At 58.1% G+C, this 16,318-nt stretch carries 8 protein-coding genes; 7 read left to right on the top strand and 1 reads right to left on the bottom strand.

What is annotated here, in order from left to right; all coding sequences use genetic code 11:
• Positions 1-265: 265 nt before the first annotated feature.
• The 4 genes from DBIPINDM_RS01480 to DBIPINDM_RS01495 all read left to right on the top strand — a co-directional run bounded on the left by DBIPINDM_RS01480 (position 266) and on the right by DBIPINDM_RS01495 (position 5,728).
• On the top strand, positions 266-1,213 hold the full coding sequence (locus tag DBIPINDM_RS01480; protein WP_258581111.1) for a hypothetical protein: 948 nt from the start codon (positions 266-268) through the stop codon (positions 1,211-1,213).
• Positions 1,214-1,223: 10 nt separating this feature from the next.
• Positions 1,224-2,279, top strand: a complete 1,056-nt coding sequence (locus tag DBIPINDM_RS01485; RefSeq protein ID WP_258581112.1) for a cysteine synthase family protein — start codon at positions 1,224-1,226, stop codon at positions 2,277-2,279.
• A complete protein-coding gene (locus DBIPINDM_RS01490; protein WP_258581113.1) occupies positions 2,279-4,975 on the top strand; it encodes a lyase family protein in 2,697 nt (898 codons plus the stop codon). The genes DBIPINDM_RS01485 and DBIPINDM_RS01490 overlap by 1 nt, the downstream gene beginning before the upstream one ends.
• Before the next feature lie 414 nt (positions 4,976-5,389).
• Positions 5,390-5,728: an Lrp/AsnC family transcriptional regulator gene (locus DBIPINDM_RS01495; protein ID WP_258581114.1), complete on the top strand. Its 339-nt coding sequence runs from the start codon at positions 5,390-5,392 to the stop codon at positions 5,726-5,728.
• 150 nt (positions 5,729-5,878) lie between these two features.
• On the opposite strand, the gene DBIPINDM_RS01500 is transcribed toward DBIPINDM_RS01495, so the two are convergent.
• Positions 5,879-6,367 carry a GNAT family N-acetyltransferase gene (locus tag DBIPINDM_RS01500; protein WP_258581115.1) on the bottom strand — a complete coding sequence of 163 codons (489 nt, stop codon included), beginning with the start codon at positions 6,365-6,367 and terminating at the stop codon, positions 5,879-5,881.
• 540 nt (positions 6,368-6,907) lie between these two features.
• Here DBIPINDM_RS01500 and DBIPINDM_RS01505 point away from each other — a divergent pair.
• From DBIPINDM_RS01505 to DBIPINDM_RS01515, 3 genes are all read left to right on the top strand, one after another.
• Entirely contained in the window at positions 6,908-8,011 is a 1,104-nt protein-coding gene (locus DBIPINDM_RS01505) for an IS5 family transposase (RefSeq protein WP_258580758.1), read from the top strand.
• Positions 8,008-8,352: a hypothetical protein gene (locus tag DBIPINDM_RS01510; RefSeq protein ID WP_258580592.1), complete on the top strand. Its 345-nt coding sequence runs from the start codon at positions 8,008-8,010 to the stop codon at positions 8,350-8,352. The genes DBIPINDM_RS01505 and DBIPINDM_RS01510 overlap by 4 nt, the downstream gene beginning before the upstream one ends.
• A 660-nt stretch (positions 8,353-9,012) precedes the next feature.
• Positions 9,013-16,290 (top strand): type I polyketide synthase, encoded by a 7,278-nt coding sequence (locus tag DBIPINDM_RS01515; protein ID WP_258581116.1) that lies wholly within the window; start codon positions 9,013-9,015, stop codon positions 16,288-16,290.
• Positions 16,291-16,318 lie beyond the last annotated feature (28 nt).

Below are 16,318 nucleotides of genomic sequence, written 5' to 3' on the forward strand. Positions count from 1 at the left end.
GCCGAGAGCGGTAGGATCACCCCTATAGAGGTCAGGCACCTGGCGCCTTAGGTACCTGAAAGTATCCGAACTGAGATGCGGGCCTGGTTGCTGCGATGTTCTAAGTCTCGCCCCGTAGCAGCAATCACTCTTCAATGTACTTGACGAGGGAAGTGATATGGCGATCCAAAACTCTACGCATCCTATCGACCCTCCAGGAAGCGCGGCGTCCATGTCGACTAGAGAACTTCTGGAAGCGGCCGCCGATGAAGTTTGGAGGCCATACATGAATCACCAGACGTTCGAGGATGCTGATGCGGCCCAGATTATCGCCGGGGACGGGCAGCAGCCAAGGGTTCATTCTAGCGACGCCCTTTGTTGCGGCACATTCGGCGAGTTGCTGCAAGGCCAGTTGCCGGTCGGCTCCGTTCCCTGGGACCCTCACTTCTTGGTCACGATGCCCATCGCGCTCTTTGCGCGAGCTCACTTCATGCCGATTGCAGGCAAACGAACCGTAACCGTTTATCCGTCACATAAAGTCAAAGCAAAACGATTGGCTGAGAATCTCGTGGTTGCGATCGGCGCCTCAGGAGGAATCCTCCTTTTGCAATCCGAGCTCCCCGAAGGCAAAGGGCTGGCGAGTTCGTCGGCGGATCTTGTTGCGGCTGCTCGGTCAATCGCCTGCTGCTTCAAGTGCAGAGTCCAGACATCATTGATCGAGAAGCTAATGGCGGAGATCGAGCCATCCGACGGGGTGATGTACCCAGGAGTGGTCGCATATCAGCAGCGAGCATGTCGCCTTCTCTCCTTCCTTGGGCAAATGCCGCCGCTCGCAATCGTTGGTATCGATGAAGGAGGGACGGTCGAAACCGTCGACTATGATCAACGGCGAGGTGAAATCTCCGCCAGTCACAGAGCAGAGTATCAGGAACTACTCCACCGGGCCTGTTCAGCAATTCCGCGCGGTGACACGGCCACGATAGGCAAAATAGCTACGGCCAGCGCGCTCCTGCATCAGGATCGGGCTCCAAAGGGGCATCTGAACTCAATGCTGAAAGCTTCCGAGGCCAACGACGCTCTCGGGGTCATCGTCGCGCACAGCGGCACAATGATTGGAATCCTGCTTGATCGAATGGCGGCTGACTTTCCCGGGAAGCTTCGGTCCGTGCTCGCCCATGTGTCGCCGCTCGACAACTCGCCAAAAATATATCTGACCATGACTGGCTGCCGGTGAGGTAAGCAAAATGGACGCCATCCGCAAACGCCCGCCATTCGCCGGATATTCCGATGCCTATGCTCTCCCCAGCATTATTAGGTGTGAGGCAAATCTCTATCTTGCGCAGTTCGCGTTCATGAAGTTGCTCCCTGCCAAGTACATCATTGACCAGGCGCTGGCTCGAGGGACTTTGACGCACGGCATGAAAGTCCTCGAGACCTCGAGCGGAACCTTCGCACTGGGTTTGGCAGTAGTTTGCCGGGAACGTGGATTCCAGCTTGAAATCTTCACCGACCCAGTGATGGACAAAGGCCTTGAAAACAGGTTGCGCTCCTTGGGAGCCGACGTCTGCATCATAACTGAAAAGGCGAGGGAGGGTGGTTATCAAAGAAGCCGCCTAGATGCATTACATGCCAGGATGAAACAGTTGGGCCACTCCTGTTTCTGGCCCCGGCAATACGAAACAACGGATAACCCCGCAGCCTATAAGCTCTTCGCTGATCAAATATCGGGGATGTTGGGCGCCGACGTAACTTTGGTCGGTTCTGTGGGGTCCGGCGGCTCTACTTGCGGAACGATAGAGCGCCTCCGCCAAAAAGCCGCTGGCGCGCGCCTGATTGGAGTGGACACCTTTAACAGCGTCATCTTTGGCCAACAGGATGGCGAACGGAAACTGCGGGGGCTGGGGAACAGTCTTGTCCCCGAGAACGTGAAGCATGTACTCTACGATGAGGTGCATCTCCTCTCGGCTCCGCTCGCATTTGCTGCAACGCGAACCCTCCACGAGCGGCACGCCGTATTCGCCGGTCCGACCTCGGGAGCGAGCTACATCGTGGGGCGTTGGCGCGCCCGGCAGTATCCAGGAGAAACCGTAGTCGTCATATGCCCCGATGAAGGCCACCGCTACGTTGAAGCCGTTTACGACCACGAGTGGCTGAAGCAGCACGGATGTCTACATGAAGGTGTTCTGCTGGACGCTCCGGCAACCGAAAATCACCCTGCGACCGCTCTCCCGCCATGGAATCGATATCATTGGAAGCGGAAAAGCCGGGAAGCTGTCCTGAGCCTTTTGGAGGAAGTTTGATGAACAGAGGTAGCTTCCTTTTCGTGGAAAGCAACACGACTGGCACCGGCGAATTATTGATGAAGAGGGCCAGCCTCCTAGGCTTTGAAACCTACCTCGTTACCCGCAATCCTGCGCGCTATCCGTTTCTTAAGGACTCGGTCGTGCAAGTGATCGAAGCCGAAACGCGCAGTCCGGACGAACTCGTCGGGGTCGCTACCAAATTAAGCGGTCTGGCAGGAATATACTCGTCATCGGATTATTTTGTGGAAGCAGCGTCTAGTGCCGCGATGGCGATGGGGCTACCAGCGGCGAATCCGGAGGCTATAGCCACGTGCCGGAACAAATGGAAGCAAGCGGCCGAGTTGCAGCGGCAATCAATCGCGATCCCTGAAACACGACTGGCCACTTCCGTCAGAGACGTCGAGAAAATTCTTGCCCAAGCCACTCTACCGGTGGTCGTCAAGCCGGTGTCCGGAAGCGGCAGTAGCGGCGTGAGGTTGTGCGATAGTGCCACAGCCGCCATCAAGGCGTTTGAGAGCGCAAGGGGCGCACTGCTCGATCAAGTGGATCTGCCCAGTCCCGACATCCTCATCCAGCAATATGTCGAGGGTAAGGAATATTCTGCAGAGATAATTGCGTGCGATGGGACGCTGCATTGCCTTGGAATTCTTGCCAAGCACAAGGGGCCGGCTCCCTGCTTTGTCGAAGTAGGGCACGACTTTCCGGCCCCGCTACCGGAGCCATCTCACCGGGAATTGGCCTCTTTTGCCGCGGGCGCGGTGTCGGCTCTGGGTCTGAATTTCGGACCGGCTCATGTGGAGTTCGTGATAGCGGAGTCGGGCCCCGTCATCATCGAGGTTAACCCCAGGCTGGCTGGAGGGATGATTCCAGTCATGCTCTCCCACGCCCTGGGGACGTCAATCCTTGACATGGTGATTGGACTCTACGCGGGAGAAGGGTTCACGCCTCCACGCGCGAGCGAAAGGGCGGGAGCCATTCGCTTCCGACTTGCTCAGACGTCCGGAAAGCTCAAACGCTTGGGCTTTTCTGGAAACCCAGAGCCTACAGTGCCTGAAGCAGGTCTTCTGAAATCTGAGGGGGAGGAAGTTCAAATCAATGGCGACTTCAGAGACCGGGTAGCCTACGCCATAGGCGTCGCTGATGAACTCAATGCCGCCGCCACGGGCGCTGAACGGGTGATCGATTCCATTGTGATCGATATCGAGACGGCTGCTGCCGAATCGGACAAGCAAGACCCCGGGTCAAGCGAGGGCAGGTGGCACCTACATCCTGAAGCGATGAAGTTGCTCGCTCCGCCGATCGAAATCTCCCGTGACGGTCGCCTTCTGCAGTACCAAGCGACCATAGATGAGGCACATCTGGTGATGCTCGCCGACCAGGGCTTGATCAGCCAGGCTGCCGCTGCCGATCTCCTTACCCACATCTTGGACCTCCAGGACGAGGGCTTTCAGTCTTTGGAGGGCCGCGATGCGCCGCGTGGCCTCTACCTTGCCTATGAGGCCGAACTTGCCGCCAGAGCTGGCCCGGAAAAGGCCGGCTGGCTGCATCTTGCGAGATCCCGCAACGACTTGAACGCGACCATTTCTCTCCTGGCTCTCCGGGAGGCCGCGTGTTCCATCTCCCAACAGATTGGAATTGCACAAGATACCCTGCTTCAGCGAGCGGAAGAGGCATCGAGCCTTGTGGCTCCGTTGTACAGTCAGTACCAGATCGCACTCCCTGGGTCGCCAGGGCACTACTTGCTTGGCGTCTTCTTCGCTCTGGGACGCGAGCGCGAGCGCCTCCATAGTCTGCTGGAAAACATCAGGAACTGCCCTATGGGAGCTGGTGCCGGCGGAGGCACCAGTATGCCGATTGATCCTTTGAAAACCGCAAGTCTTCTAGGATTTGAAGAGCCGTCGTTCAACTCACTTGATGCGGTCGCGAGCCGAGACCATCACCTGCACGGGCTTTCTATCTTTGCTAGCACCTCAACCTTGCTCAGTCGTGTGGCCCAGGATCTGCAGGTTTGGACGACGCGTGAGTTCGCCCTCATCGACATTCCCCGAAATCTTGCCGGCGGCTCGTCCATGCTGCCGCAAAAGAAGAACCCGTTCCTGCTTGAACACATCAAGGGGTCGGCTAGCACCGTAATTGGCGCATACGTTTCTGCGGCAACGGCTACCTGCAAAGCACCCTTCAGCAACTCGATTGAAGCAAGCAACTACGGCTGCTCACCTCTCAGGCTTTCAGAGGAGGCCCTGAAGAGGGCCATCATCCTTACATCGCTCATCGTGAAGTACATGTCGTTCAACCTCAGGTCGATGCGCGAACATCTGGAAGACGGGTCATCAATGACGGCCATCGCCGCCGAACGGATGGCGTCGCGAGGCATCCCTTTCAGGGAGGCCCACACTCAAATTGGCGAGATCGCGCAGCGACTGTCTCAGGTTAGCTGCGCCACACAACGCCGAAGCGAGCTCGCCAGCCAACTCGCTGGCGTGTTCCCGGCGAGTCTTGAAGACTGCAGGGATGCTCTGCAGTTCGGAGGAGGACCCGGAAAACGATCAACCGACGACCAGCTTTCCGTTGCAAAGACGCTTTATCGGGACATGCAGCTGAAATGCGCCGCTATATCGAAACGCCGGGCGCACGCTGAGGTGCACTGCAAAGGGAGGGTGAAAGAGCTCATCGATAAACACCGTTCCACTTGAGGGAGTGGAGTATGTGGACAAAGTCTCGCGGGTTTCTGGGGGGCGGGACAGGGATTGCGGTGCGGAGCGCGAACCGACCTGATCGTATGGGGATTGAACGACGCCGCTGACCTGGCGTGAAGAGAGGGTAGCGTATCCGTTGTCGGTCCGTAGACAGGTTTGTGGGGTCCAGGTCCCCTCCCGTGTTTCAAGTCAGCGGTTCTCGGGGGCTGTCAGCAATTCTGTGCGCGAGCCGGTTTCGTCATAGCTGACGACGAAAGCGACGGCGATCTGGATCCCGGCCTCGAACCATCCACGCGGTGGTCGTTTCCACTCTCCGGCCCGTGGTTCAGAACCAGATATAGCAGCCTCCGACGTGACTACCATCATGGCGCAGAATTTGCGCTGAGCCACGTATATCAGGAGAGTGCCTAGATGTTGCATGCTGGCAAAACGCGGCTTGACGATTTCATGACCATCTCAAACGAGAGAGCGGTTGGGCGTCCTCAGACAGTCATCGTCGAGGTGACGGCTAAAAACGGAAAACTGGATTTGCTCGACGGGATGAAAAGAAGGTTCCTGAACAGCCCTCAGGTGCAGCAATGCTACCACGTTACCGGAGAGGCAGATTTCATCCTCATCATTAATACCAGAGACATGGACGAGTATACGTCTCTTACACGCCAATTATTTTTTAAGGAAGGAAACGTGAGGAGCTTCCGAACTTGCGTCATGATGGAAGAGGTTAAGTCCGCAGGTCCAATCCCGCTTTAGTCGTCGCTATTCCGCGGCCTCGACTGCAGCTTCGCGCTTCACGCTCGGGGTACTGGTCAGTCGGAGAGTGTGAACGGGTATAGCATGAACGATTTGACCGCTGCGATGATCGGGCAACGGCCGACGTAGGAAGTCACAATAGTCACAACGTCAGACCGAATCTATCTCGCGTTCGAGGACATTTTGCAGTCCAAACTTGTCGTAGTAAGTAGCGCCAGTGTCAGAAAACCGAGACGTCATATAAAAATGTCTAGCCCTTAAGTTATTTTCTTCAACGGTAAGCATGAGGCGCCTAACAGATGGGCGGTTTGTCGAAATCCATCGAGAGACAAGTCCAATAGTCGCTTTTCCATATCCGTGACCTTGGTATCCTCGGCCCACACGAAAGCTGTGCAAGGTAATCACGCCTGGCGGGGCCCATTCAGGCAAGGCCGCTTTTTCACGCAGGACAAAGAAGCCAACGATCTGATGCCTCACGACGACTGAAAATGGGTGCTCCAGGTCGGGGCGAGCGTTACCTTGAAGCTCGGAGAACACAAAATCCAATGGGTCGACAAACTGTTCTTGCTCGGGCTCGAGCTCTAAGTGGGCGACGCGAGCTCGATCAAAATGAGATAAAGTCTTCAGCGCCGCATGCATGCGAGCTAGATCTCCCTATCGGCGGCAGTTGTAGCCTCTGATGTAGCAAGCACGAATGGATTAACTCTACCGCCACCTGAATGTCGGTGGGCAGCTCCAACTCCAAAGGGACGGAAGCAAAAGTCGTGCCACCTGAGCAGAATAACCTCGTGCGATATTTACGGGCCAAAGTTGGAGGACGTATATCGAACACCGTGTCGCGGACGCGACAAACGTCAGGCTTCCCTCTTTGTATGTACTGGACGTGTTGCGCATTGGTGAGATTGGCCAGCCGACCTGGACCTCGCCCAACTGGTTTTTCCGGCAGCAGCGTCACCAATACACCCTTTCCGGATGGATCCTGATCCAGCCGGCGCCATCACCGTGGTCATTCGCGCACGACGTCGAGGCCGATGAATTCGGAGCGGCGCAGACCGATGGCAGGCCCGCGTTTGGGATACACCGGCAGCGCAGGCACCGGCCTAGCAGGCTGTTGAAAAAGGGCTCGCGACAGTCTCAGGTTCGTGATTCACTCTGACCACGAAGAGGTGGGAGTGAATCGTGCGGGGCGGTGACGGACAGACGGGCGAACTGTTCAGCTATGTGGACCTCGAGGCTCGGGTGCGGCGCGATCATCCGTTGCGCCGTATTCGGGCGATTGTGAATGAGGCGCTTTCGGCGTTGGAGCGGGAGTTTGCGGCGCTGTACTCGCCGATTGGGCGGCCGTCGATCCCACCGGAGAAGCTGCTGCGTGCGATGCTGCTGCAGGCGTTCTACTCGATCCGCTCGGAGCGGCTGTTGATGGAGCGGCTGGAATACGACCTTCTGTTCCGCTGGTTCGTCGGGATTGGCGTCGACGATGCGGCCTGGGATCATTCGGTGTTCTCCAAGAACCGTGACCGGCTGCTGGAGGGCGACATCGCTGCAAAGTTCCTGGCGGCGGTGCTGGCGCAACCCAAGGTGAAGAAGCTTCTGTCGACGGATCACTTCTCGGTCGACGGCACACTGATCGAGGCGTGGGCATCGATGAAGAGCGTCAAACCGAAGGACGGCCCAAGCGGTGGTCATGGCGAGCCGCCGGCTGAAGGGGGCGGGCGAAACGCGGAAGCGGACTTCCATGGCCACAAGCGATCCAACGACACACATGCCTCGACCACCGATCCGGATGCCCGGCTCTATCGCAAAGGGCGGGGCAAGGAGGCGAAGCTCTGCTTCATGGGGCATGGGCTGATGGAGAACCGCCATGGCCTTCTGGTCGACGCCTGCCTGACGTTTGCCGACGGGCATGCTGAGCGGGTGGCCGCACTGCACATGATCGAACCGCGAGCGGAGCGGCCACAGGCGATCACACTCGGTGCCGACAAGGCCTATGACGCGCAAGACTTCATCAATGAGCTGCGTTCGATGAAGGTGACGCCGCATGTGGCGCAGAACACCAGCGGCCGGAGTTCGGCGATCGACGGGCGCACGACGCGGCATGGCGGCTATGCTGTCAGTCAGCGTATTCGCAAGCGCATTGAAGAGGCGTTCGGGTGGATCAAGACGGTCGCCGGACAGGCGAAGACGAAGTTGCGTGGCCGCGACCGCGTCGGATGGGCCTTCACCTTCAACGCCGCCGCCTACAATCTCGTGCGGTTGCCGAAGCTGCTGGCGGTGCCGACATGACCGCGCCCGCGGGCTGTCAACTGATCGGCCGCTGGCGGATCATCGAAGCTGACCTGTGGGATCGCGGCTATCTCGACCTCGGCGGACCCGCCACGGTCACCATTGGGGCCGACAACCACGGTGAGATCGCCTTTGGCGCCCTGCTAGCCGGCCTCGATCTCGGGTACGGGCCGTCAATGGTCTTCTTCACATGGGCCGGCTTCGATGAGATGGACGAAGTTACCGGCGACGGCTCCGCAGAATTGCTCGACGACGGCTCGATCGACATCACCTTCGCCTATCAGAACGGCGACGAGGCTATCCTCAAGGCCAAACGTGATCCTTCTTCAACAGCCTGCTAGAGGCCGACGACCTGGCTCGGCGGCGGCAGCGGATCGTACTATTCACGGCGGCTTTAGAGGCAAAATGCCAATCCTTGGCGTAGGCACTTAGTGTGTTTTCGAAACTCGTGGCCTTGGCGTAGGCCGCGACGAGGGCTTCCAGGCGCGCCGGCGGTCATCAGCGCACCTGTTCCACGAAGTGCTAAGGGAGAACGACGAAGGTCGCTATTGCCGAAACAGCCCACGTGCGGTTGGTGCGAAGATCAATATTTTAAAAAAATATCATAGGCACTTCATGAAAATCAACACTATGACGTCGATCATACCAGTGGCCATAAAAATTTAATAATCAATACGAATTGTTGAACAAACTGTAAAATAACTTTCGCAAATATTTTCTTCACGAGATCGTCCATAATTGCTATGCACGGCGTTGACAAAAATGGACTTAGTTGTTGAAAGGGCCGCCGCCTACACGTGGGATGCGGCGCTAGTTCTGGTCGAGAGTTGGATGTTTGTTTCTGCTGGATCCGTCCTCCGCTAACCGACTTCCACTGGAGCCCTTTTCGGGCGCTCCCACTCAAGGTCAGCCACCTGATCTTCGACGATCCATACGAATTCGGGCGAGTCATGCGGGAGACGTTGTATTTCAAGGTTAATCGAAGTGGAGCGGTTTGAGCAATGGAACGAGTTCGCGAGCAATCCATAGCATTGCTGAGTGTCGTAAAGAGTTCACTTGACCCATCGTATCGGATATTTTGCTTCCCGCACGGGGGTGGCGGCGTCCACTCGTTCCGTGATTGGTCTGAGTATCTCCCCGAGGACATCGAGCTCATTTGCCTCGATCTGCCAGGGCGCGGCAAACGGTCAGCTGAGGCTGCCATTCGCAGCATGGACGTACTGGTATCCATGGTCACTGAGGCGCTCCAAGCGTACAGCGACAGACCTTTTATTTTCTTCGGCCACAGCATGGGAGCCCTTGTGGCTTATGAGGTCGCTCGCTCCCTGGAGGTCGCCGATAGGCCCTCTCCCTTCCACGTTGTCGTATCCGCTCACAAGTCGGCGGACGTTCCGGCGGATGAGCCGCCCATGTATGGATACACGGATGACAAATTAACCGATGTGATTCGTATCCTTGGCATGGTCCCCAAGGACGCGCTGGCAAATGAGGTACTCCTACAAGACTTCATTTTGCCGCCGCTGCGGGCCGATTTCGAACTTGCGGAGACTTACGACCGAAACCGGCCAACGCCTCTCAAGGTGGCAATCACCGCAATGGGGGGAGTTAAGGACGTAGTGGTCAATGCCAATGATCTAGACGAATGGCGTCGGCTTACGACGTCGCGCTTCGCCCGGATTATGTTTGATGGTGATCACTTTTATACCCATTCCATGACGGCGGAAGTGGTGTCCACCGTCCTGCGTGAAGTAGGGGAGGTAAAGGCACAACTCCCAGCTTCCATTGGAATTGCCGAGGCGCGACCATATCCCGAACTACCACTGCATGACCAATTCCGTAAACAAGCGGCCCTCAGTCCGGACGCCCCTGCCGTCATCTCAGAGAATGGGATTTTGACGTACCTTGAACTCGACGAGCTGAGCGAGACTCTATCCGGACACCTCCTCGGACATGGTCAAAGCCGAGGTTCGCGTATCGGTATCCTGATGGATACCTCACCTGAATATGCCGTTGGGCTGTTCGGTATTCTTAAGACAGGGGCGGCCTACGTCCTGCTTGACAAAGCCCAACCCGTTGCGGCGCTCAAGCGGATACTCGAGAAGGCAGCGGTCGAGATCGTTGTCACCAACACCCGCTTCGCGGCTAATCTTCCGCCTGATTGGTCGGGCCTTGTGCTGTCGCTCGACGAGGGTTGGCAAGCGCAACTCGGCAAGGCCAGCCCGGCCAATCCCCAAGCGGTAGATCTTGATTCCCCGGCCCAGATTGTATTTTCGTCTGGGACGACTGGTGAACCAAAAGGGGTCGTTGGCCCCCACCGAAGTTCTGTAAGCGCTTACCAGTTGCGCTATCACGCGCTGCCATATGCGCCTGATGAGCGCGAGGCCGTCAATCTCTTCTTGGTCGGGGAGATAATGCGGCCGATCCTAGCCGGGGTTCCAGCCTATCTGATTCCCGACGACGTTATCTACGATCCGCCCCAGCTGGTCGACTATCTGGAACGAAATCGAATTTCGAGAATATTGCTAACCCCTTCACTGTTGGATGTGCTTCTTAGCAGCGGCTTGCTCGACGTCCCCTCCCGCCTTACCGATCTCCGATTGATCATCCTATCAGGCGAGGTGTTAACAGCAGCGCTGTTTGCGCGAGTGAGGGATGCGCTGCCGCACGTCAAAATTATCAATCACTACGGCGCAGCGGAGGCACATGATATCTCGTATATTGATTTGAGCGAGATTGATCCTGCGACAACACAAAAGGTCGTCCCGGTCGGTCCGCCTCAGCACAATGTCAGTGTCTATATCCTCGGGCAGCAACGCGAACCCGTACCGCTGGGCTTCCTGGGCGAGGTCTTTGTCGGCGGCGATGTCTTGGCTCATGGATATCTCGACAGCCCGGAGATGACGCGGGAAAGGTTCTTTACCGACCCGTTCCGCGCTGATGGCAAGATGTTCCGCACTGGCGATCTCGGCCGCATGCTGCATGGAGGCCAGTTGGAGATTATCGGGCGCTGCGCTTTCATGGTGAAGATCCGAGGATATAGCGTCGTCCCCGCGTCTGTAGAAGCTGCTTTGCTTCGGTACTCCGGCGTCTGCTCCGCAGCCGTTGTGCCCGAGCTCGATGCGACGACCGGCCAGCCTGATCGACTGATCGCTTATGTAGTCTTACGGAATAGGGGCAAGGGCTGGCAGGCGGCTTTGCGGTCGCATTTGAAGTCTGAGGTGCCGCACTACGCGATGCCGTCAGAGTTCGTCGCTCTGACGGAATTGCCCATTGCGGCCAATGGGAAACTTGACAGGTCGCGGCTGCGCGGGCTCGCGGCAGAGGCGTGCGCTCCAGTGACAGGTGGCAATCCAGTGACAGATGCTGAGGAGGTCGACGCGGCACTGGGAGCCGCCTGGCGCGACCTTCTGCAAGCTGAAGCGGCCGATCCGGATGACAACTTTTTCGATTGCGGCGGACACTCGCTTCTGGCTGCCCGTCTCTGCACGCAGCTTCGTGAGAGTCTGAAGGTGGCCCTCCGCGTCGTGGAGGTGTTCCTCAACCCGACTTTCAAAGAGCTTGCCGCCCTTCTTCGCAAGCGCCGCGGCGAGCAAGGAGTCCATCGATACGGGACGCACCGCAAAACACTGTCAGTGTTGGCAGGGAAGGCGCCGACTAAGGTCGTCGACCGTCGGAACGGCACCGGTATGGACATTGCGGTGATCGGTATGTCCGGGCGGTTTCCCGGCGCGGAGACGGTGGACGCGCTCTGGGAGAACCTCTGCCAAGGGGTGTGCTCGATCACCCCGCTCTCTGTGCAAGAACTCAAGGCCCAAGGCATTCCGGAGGACGTCCTGAAACGCTCCGATTATATGCGCGTGGGCGCCCATCTCGACGATGTGGACGTCTTCGATCCGGGTTTCTGGGGCCTATCGATGCGTGAGGCGACGCTAATGGACCCGCAGCATCGTCTGTTCCTGGAATGCTGCTGGAAGGCACTCGAGTCGGCCGGATACATGCCAACCCAACAGGAGGGCCGGACCGGGGTCTTCGCCGGTTCATTCCTACCACTCTATCTGCTGCACCATTTGAGAGGGGGTGGTCTCATCGATCCCACAGACGCCCCGCTCGCCTGGCTGACTGAACTTGGCAACGACAAGGACTATCTCGCGACACGCGTGTCCTACATGCTGAACCTCACCGGCCCAAGCATTGCGGTGCAAACCGCATGCTCAACAGGGCTGGTGGCGATCGCCATGGCCGCTCAGTCGCTCTCGGCAGGCCATTGCGATATGGCGCTGGCAGGAGGGGCCAGCATCATCTTTCCCCAAGCGGGTTATCAATATGTCGAGGGCTTCATCAATTCCTCGGATGGCGTGTGCCGCGCTTTTGATGCCGACGGCAGCGGCACGGTGCTCGGAGATGGGGTAGGAGTCGTCGTTCTCAAGCGTCTAGAAGATGCGCTTGCGGCGGGCGACCCGATCCATGCAGTGGTGAAAGGATGTGCCATCAACAATGATGGCCACACCAAATCGTCCTTCTCAGCACCGAGCGCGCAAGGACAGACCGCTGTTGTGCGCCAAGCACTTGAGTCCGCTACCCTCAACCCTGCCGACGTGGAATACATCGAAACTCATGGGACTGGCACCAAGGTAGGCGACCCGATCGAGGTCCGCGCTCTGGCGGAGGCTTTCGCGGGCCAAGCGGAGATGGGCAAAACCTGTGCGCTCGGGTCAATCAAACCGAATATCGGCCATTCCAGCGTCGCCGCCGGCGTCGCGAGCTTTATCAAGACAGTTCTCTGCCTTCAGCACGGAGCAATCCCCCCGACCATCAACATCAACCGGCTGAACGAGGACCTCGGTCTGGAGAACACGCCCTTCTTCGTCAACGAGCAGCTTAGACCATGGCCCCGTCCGCAGGGACGTCCGCGAACTGCCGGCGTCACTGGCCTCGGTATCGGCGGAACCAACTGCCATGTCGTGTTGCAGGAATGGATGGACGAGAAGGTAAGGGCCTGGCCCGGCTCGGTCGAGCGGGGATCCCACGCCCTGTGCCTATCCGCAAAGACGCCATCGGCGCTAAGCCGGGCCCGTCAGGATTTAGCGGCGTTTCTGCGGCGCAACAGGGACATCAATCTCGGTGATGTCGCTCATACGCTACGGGTGGGCAGATGTCATTTCGATCATCGGATGGTTGTTGTGGCAAGCAACGTAGACATGGCCATCAAGAGATTGGAAGAGGCCGATCGTGCGGCTGATCGAATACTTTCTTCGCCTTCGATTGCGTTCATGCTGCCAGGTGGTGGAGTGCAGCACGCAGGAATGTTCAAGGACCTGTTTGATCACGTGACGGATTTTCGCGAGGCGTTCTTGACTTGTGCAGCCACCAGTCGTCTGGTCCTCGATCGTGATCTGGAGTCCCTCGTGTTTGGGGAAAACGACGGCCACGCGGCCGCATCCTTCGAAGAAATCAACGTCATGATCTTCTCCGTGCAGTACGCTATGGCGAGTTTGCTGGAAGCGTGTGGCGTGCATCCCGATTACCTTGTCGGACACAGCATGAGCGAATACGTCGTGGCCACCCTGGCGGGTATTCTGAAACTGGACGACGCAGTGGCCCTGATGGTCGCTCGTGGTCGCGCGATGGCGAATCTTGGCGTCGACGGTGCCATGCTTGCGGTCAAATGTAGCCCAGAGCAGGCTGAACGCATCCTCACGGAGGAAGCTTGGCATGACAGAGCTGAAGCTGGCGAAATCAGTGTCGGCGTCGTGAATTCCAAAACGAGCGTTGTGTTCACAGGGAAACGGGAATTGATTGAAAGGCTGCAGGAGGGGCTCGCAAAAGCAGAAATCCCCAACCAGATTCTCAACACAGCGGGCGTCCCCAGCCATTCTCCGCTGATGAAACCGGCAGCTGATGCTATCGACGCACATGTCCGCACGCTCGAGCGGCGAGTACCGGATTTGGCCATCGCTCTGAATTCAGGAGGATATCTGCACCCGGCGAAAGTCCCGCTACCTGAGACCTACTGGAGCCGGCAAGCAAGCGGAATGATCCGATTCGACCAGTCTCTCGCGGCCATCGTCGCGGCCGGCGCAACTGCGCTCATTGACCTTGGCCCCTCTTGCAATCTGGCGCGTTTCGCCCGTGAAGCAATCAGTTCAGAGGATCGCAAGACCAGAGTCCCAGCGATCGTCTCAGCCGCGCACGGGAAGGATGACCAGGAGTTCACCGACCGTCATGTTCTTCTGGAATGTCTTGGGAACCTCTGGTCCTTGGGTGTTTCGGTGGATTGGCAACGGGCCAGTGATCTATTGGAACCGTTCGGTTCTCGCCGCAGGATCTCGCTTCCGACATACTCATTTGATGGTCACCGTTGCTGGCCGCAGCGTCAGCCTGCAGGCTTGACGGCTCCGCCGCAGACCGAGGAGCGAGAGCGGCGCAGGGGAGAGGTGTTCACCTATGCCCAGAGTTGGACAGAGAAAGTACTTCCCCTTATGGCTTCTGGCGACGGAGGCACAAAGGCGCTTCGTTGGCTGGTGCTTGCCGACCGGCCGTTTAGTGAGGCGGAGCGCGCGGGAGACGCGTTGGCAAACAGCATCACGCGGCAGCTGGCGGATGCGGGTCACGAGGTTGTTCGGGTTTGCCGACGAGCCAAGCCCTCGAACTCGCCCCTGAAAGTCAAAGGGTCTATCATCACGATCGACCCCACCCGAGAGGGCCTGAAGGCGCTCTTCGACGCCGAGATCGCCTCGGACCGTCCCGCTGATCGGATTCTGTGCCTCTGGCACGTGAGCGGCTGCGCCGACGCGTCCGGGGATCCGGGCACGGTGAAGACCGATCTTTTGCGGAACTATGACGCCATACTCGATTTGGCGCGAGTTCTCGCTACGCTGACATTCCAGACTCCGGTCGACGTCTGGATTGTTGGTGACCGAATGGTCCAGGTCGGTGACGAACCTGTTGATCCCGAAAAGGCGTGCATCTTCGGTCCCGCCATCGTGTTGCCCCAGGAGAACCCGACCGTCGATTGTCGTGTTGTTGACCTGAACATCGACGACCCGGGTATCAGTGATCGGCTGGTCGCTGAAATCGAGCGGGACGTGCCTGGTCCCGAAGCGGTGGTTGCGCTCCGCGGGACCCGGCGGTGGGTGCCGCATTATCCCGAGGTAACCCTCGCCACACGAGTTCCCGGTGAGGAGATCCTCAGACCCGAAGGTGTCTATCTGATCACAGGAGCTCTCGGGCGCATCGGTCTTTCCTTGACCGAACACCTCGTAACCCTTGGGGCGACGGTCGTCGCGGTAACCCGCCGCGCAGTACCCACCTCTTTGAGTTCAGGTCGTGTGGATCTCCATGAGGATGGCTGGATGCGCCGACTGGCCGCGCTTGAGGATGCGAAGGGCCGGGTGATCCTTCGCCAGGCTGACGTATCCGATTTCGACAGCCTGTCGGCGGCGCTCGACACAACGGTCCGGGAATTCGGGCGGATCGACGGTATCTTCCATGCGGCTGCGTTATCTGATCTGAAGTTCCTTTCTGAGATGGAAGACACGACCTCCGCCAATGAGTTCGCCTCCAAAGTGATGGGGACGCGCAATCTCTATAATGCGCTGAAAAGAATTCACTCTGCCCACACCCAAGTACCGGAATTCGTGTTCCTTTTCTCCTCGCTTGCATCCATCCTCGGCGGACCGGCAATGGCCGCTTATGCAGCGGCGAACAGGTTCATGGACGAGTTTGCACGCCAAGTGCCATGCAAACTCAACATCCGGTGGATCAATTCCAACTGGGATGACTGGGATTACTCGTACGAGGGGCAGGTCACTGCAGCCTACGCTACATCTCACGCGAAGGAGGTGGCACTCAGTCCCGACGAGGGGATCGACACTATTGAGCGCATACTGGCAACCGTCGGCAATGGTCAGGTCATCGTCGCGACACGCCCCTTGCCTCCGCGCATAAGGCAATGGGTAGACCAGAGCTGGACAATCACGTCCGACGAGGGGCCGGACGTAGCGAAAATATCTCCGCCCGAAGAAGTCCGAAAAAATATGGAGAGCGTGCAACGCGACGGTCATCTAAGGTATGTCTTCCTTGATGAAGTGAAGTCTCTCCTGAACGTCGCGGAGATAAGATTGGAAGACAACTTCTTCGACATAGGCGGAGACAGCCTTCTCGCTGCCGCGCTTCATCTTCGTTTGAAGAATAGCGATCACTGGAGGCCGCCTCGATTGGATGAGATATTCAAGGCAGCAACGTTCGGCGATCTCTACGAGCGGATCTGCCAGACGTAATCCTCAGGTTTCGCCATGGTCGTAGCAA

Source organism: Mesorhizobium sp. AR02 (assembly GCF_024746835.1).
Classification (GTDB): domain Bacteria; phylum Pseudomonadota; class Alphaproteobacteria; order Rhizobiales; family Rhizobiaceae; genus Mesorhizobium.

Excerpts from the sequence above, each read along its gene's own strand:
- DBIPINDM_RS01510 (WP_258580592.1), top strand. The coding sequence starts at position 8,008 with ATGACCGCGCCCGCGGGCTGTCAACTGATCGGCCGCTGGCGGATCATC.
- DBIPINDM_RS01500 (WP_258581115.1), bottom strand. The coding sequence starts at position 6,367 with ATGCATGCGGCGCTGAAGACTTTATCTCATTTTGATCGAGCTCGCGTC.
- DBIPINDM_RS01515 (WP_258581116.1), top strand. The coding sequence starts at position 9,013 with ATGGAACGAGTTCGCGAGCAATCCATAGCATTGCTGAGTGTCGTAAAG.
- DBIPINDM_RS01480 (WP_258581111.1), top strand. The coding sequence starts at position 266 with ATGAATCACCAGACGTTCGAGGATGCTGATGCGGCCCAGATTATCGCC.
- DBIPINDM_RS01485 (WP_258581112.1), top strand. The coding sequence starts at position 1,224 with ATGGACGCCATCCGCAAACGCCCGCCATTCGCCGGATATTCCGATGCC.
- DBIPINDM_RS01490 (WP_258581113.1), top strand. The coding sequence starts at position 2,279 with ATGAACAGAGGTAGCTTCCTTTTCGTGGAAAGCAACACGACTGGCACC.
- DBIPINDM_RS01495 (WP_258581114.1), top strand. The coding sequence starts at position 5,390 with ATGTTGCATGCTGGCAAAACGCGGCTTGACGATTTCATGACCATCTCA.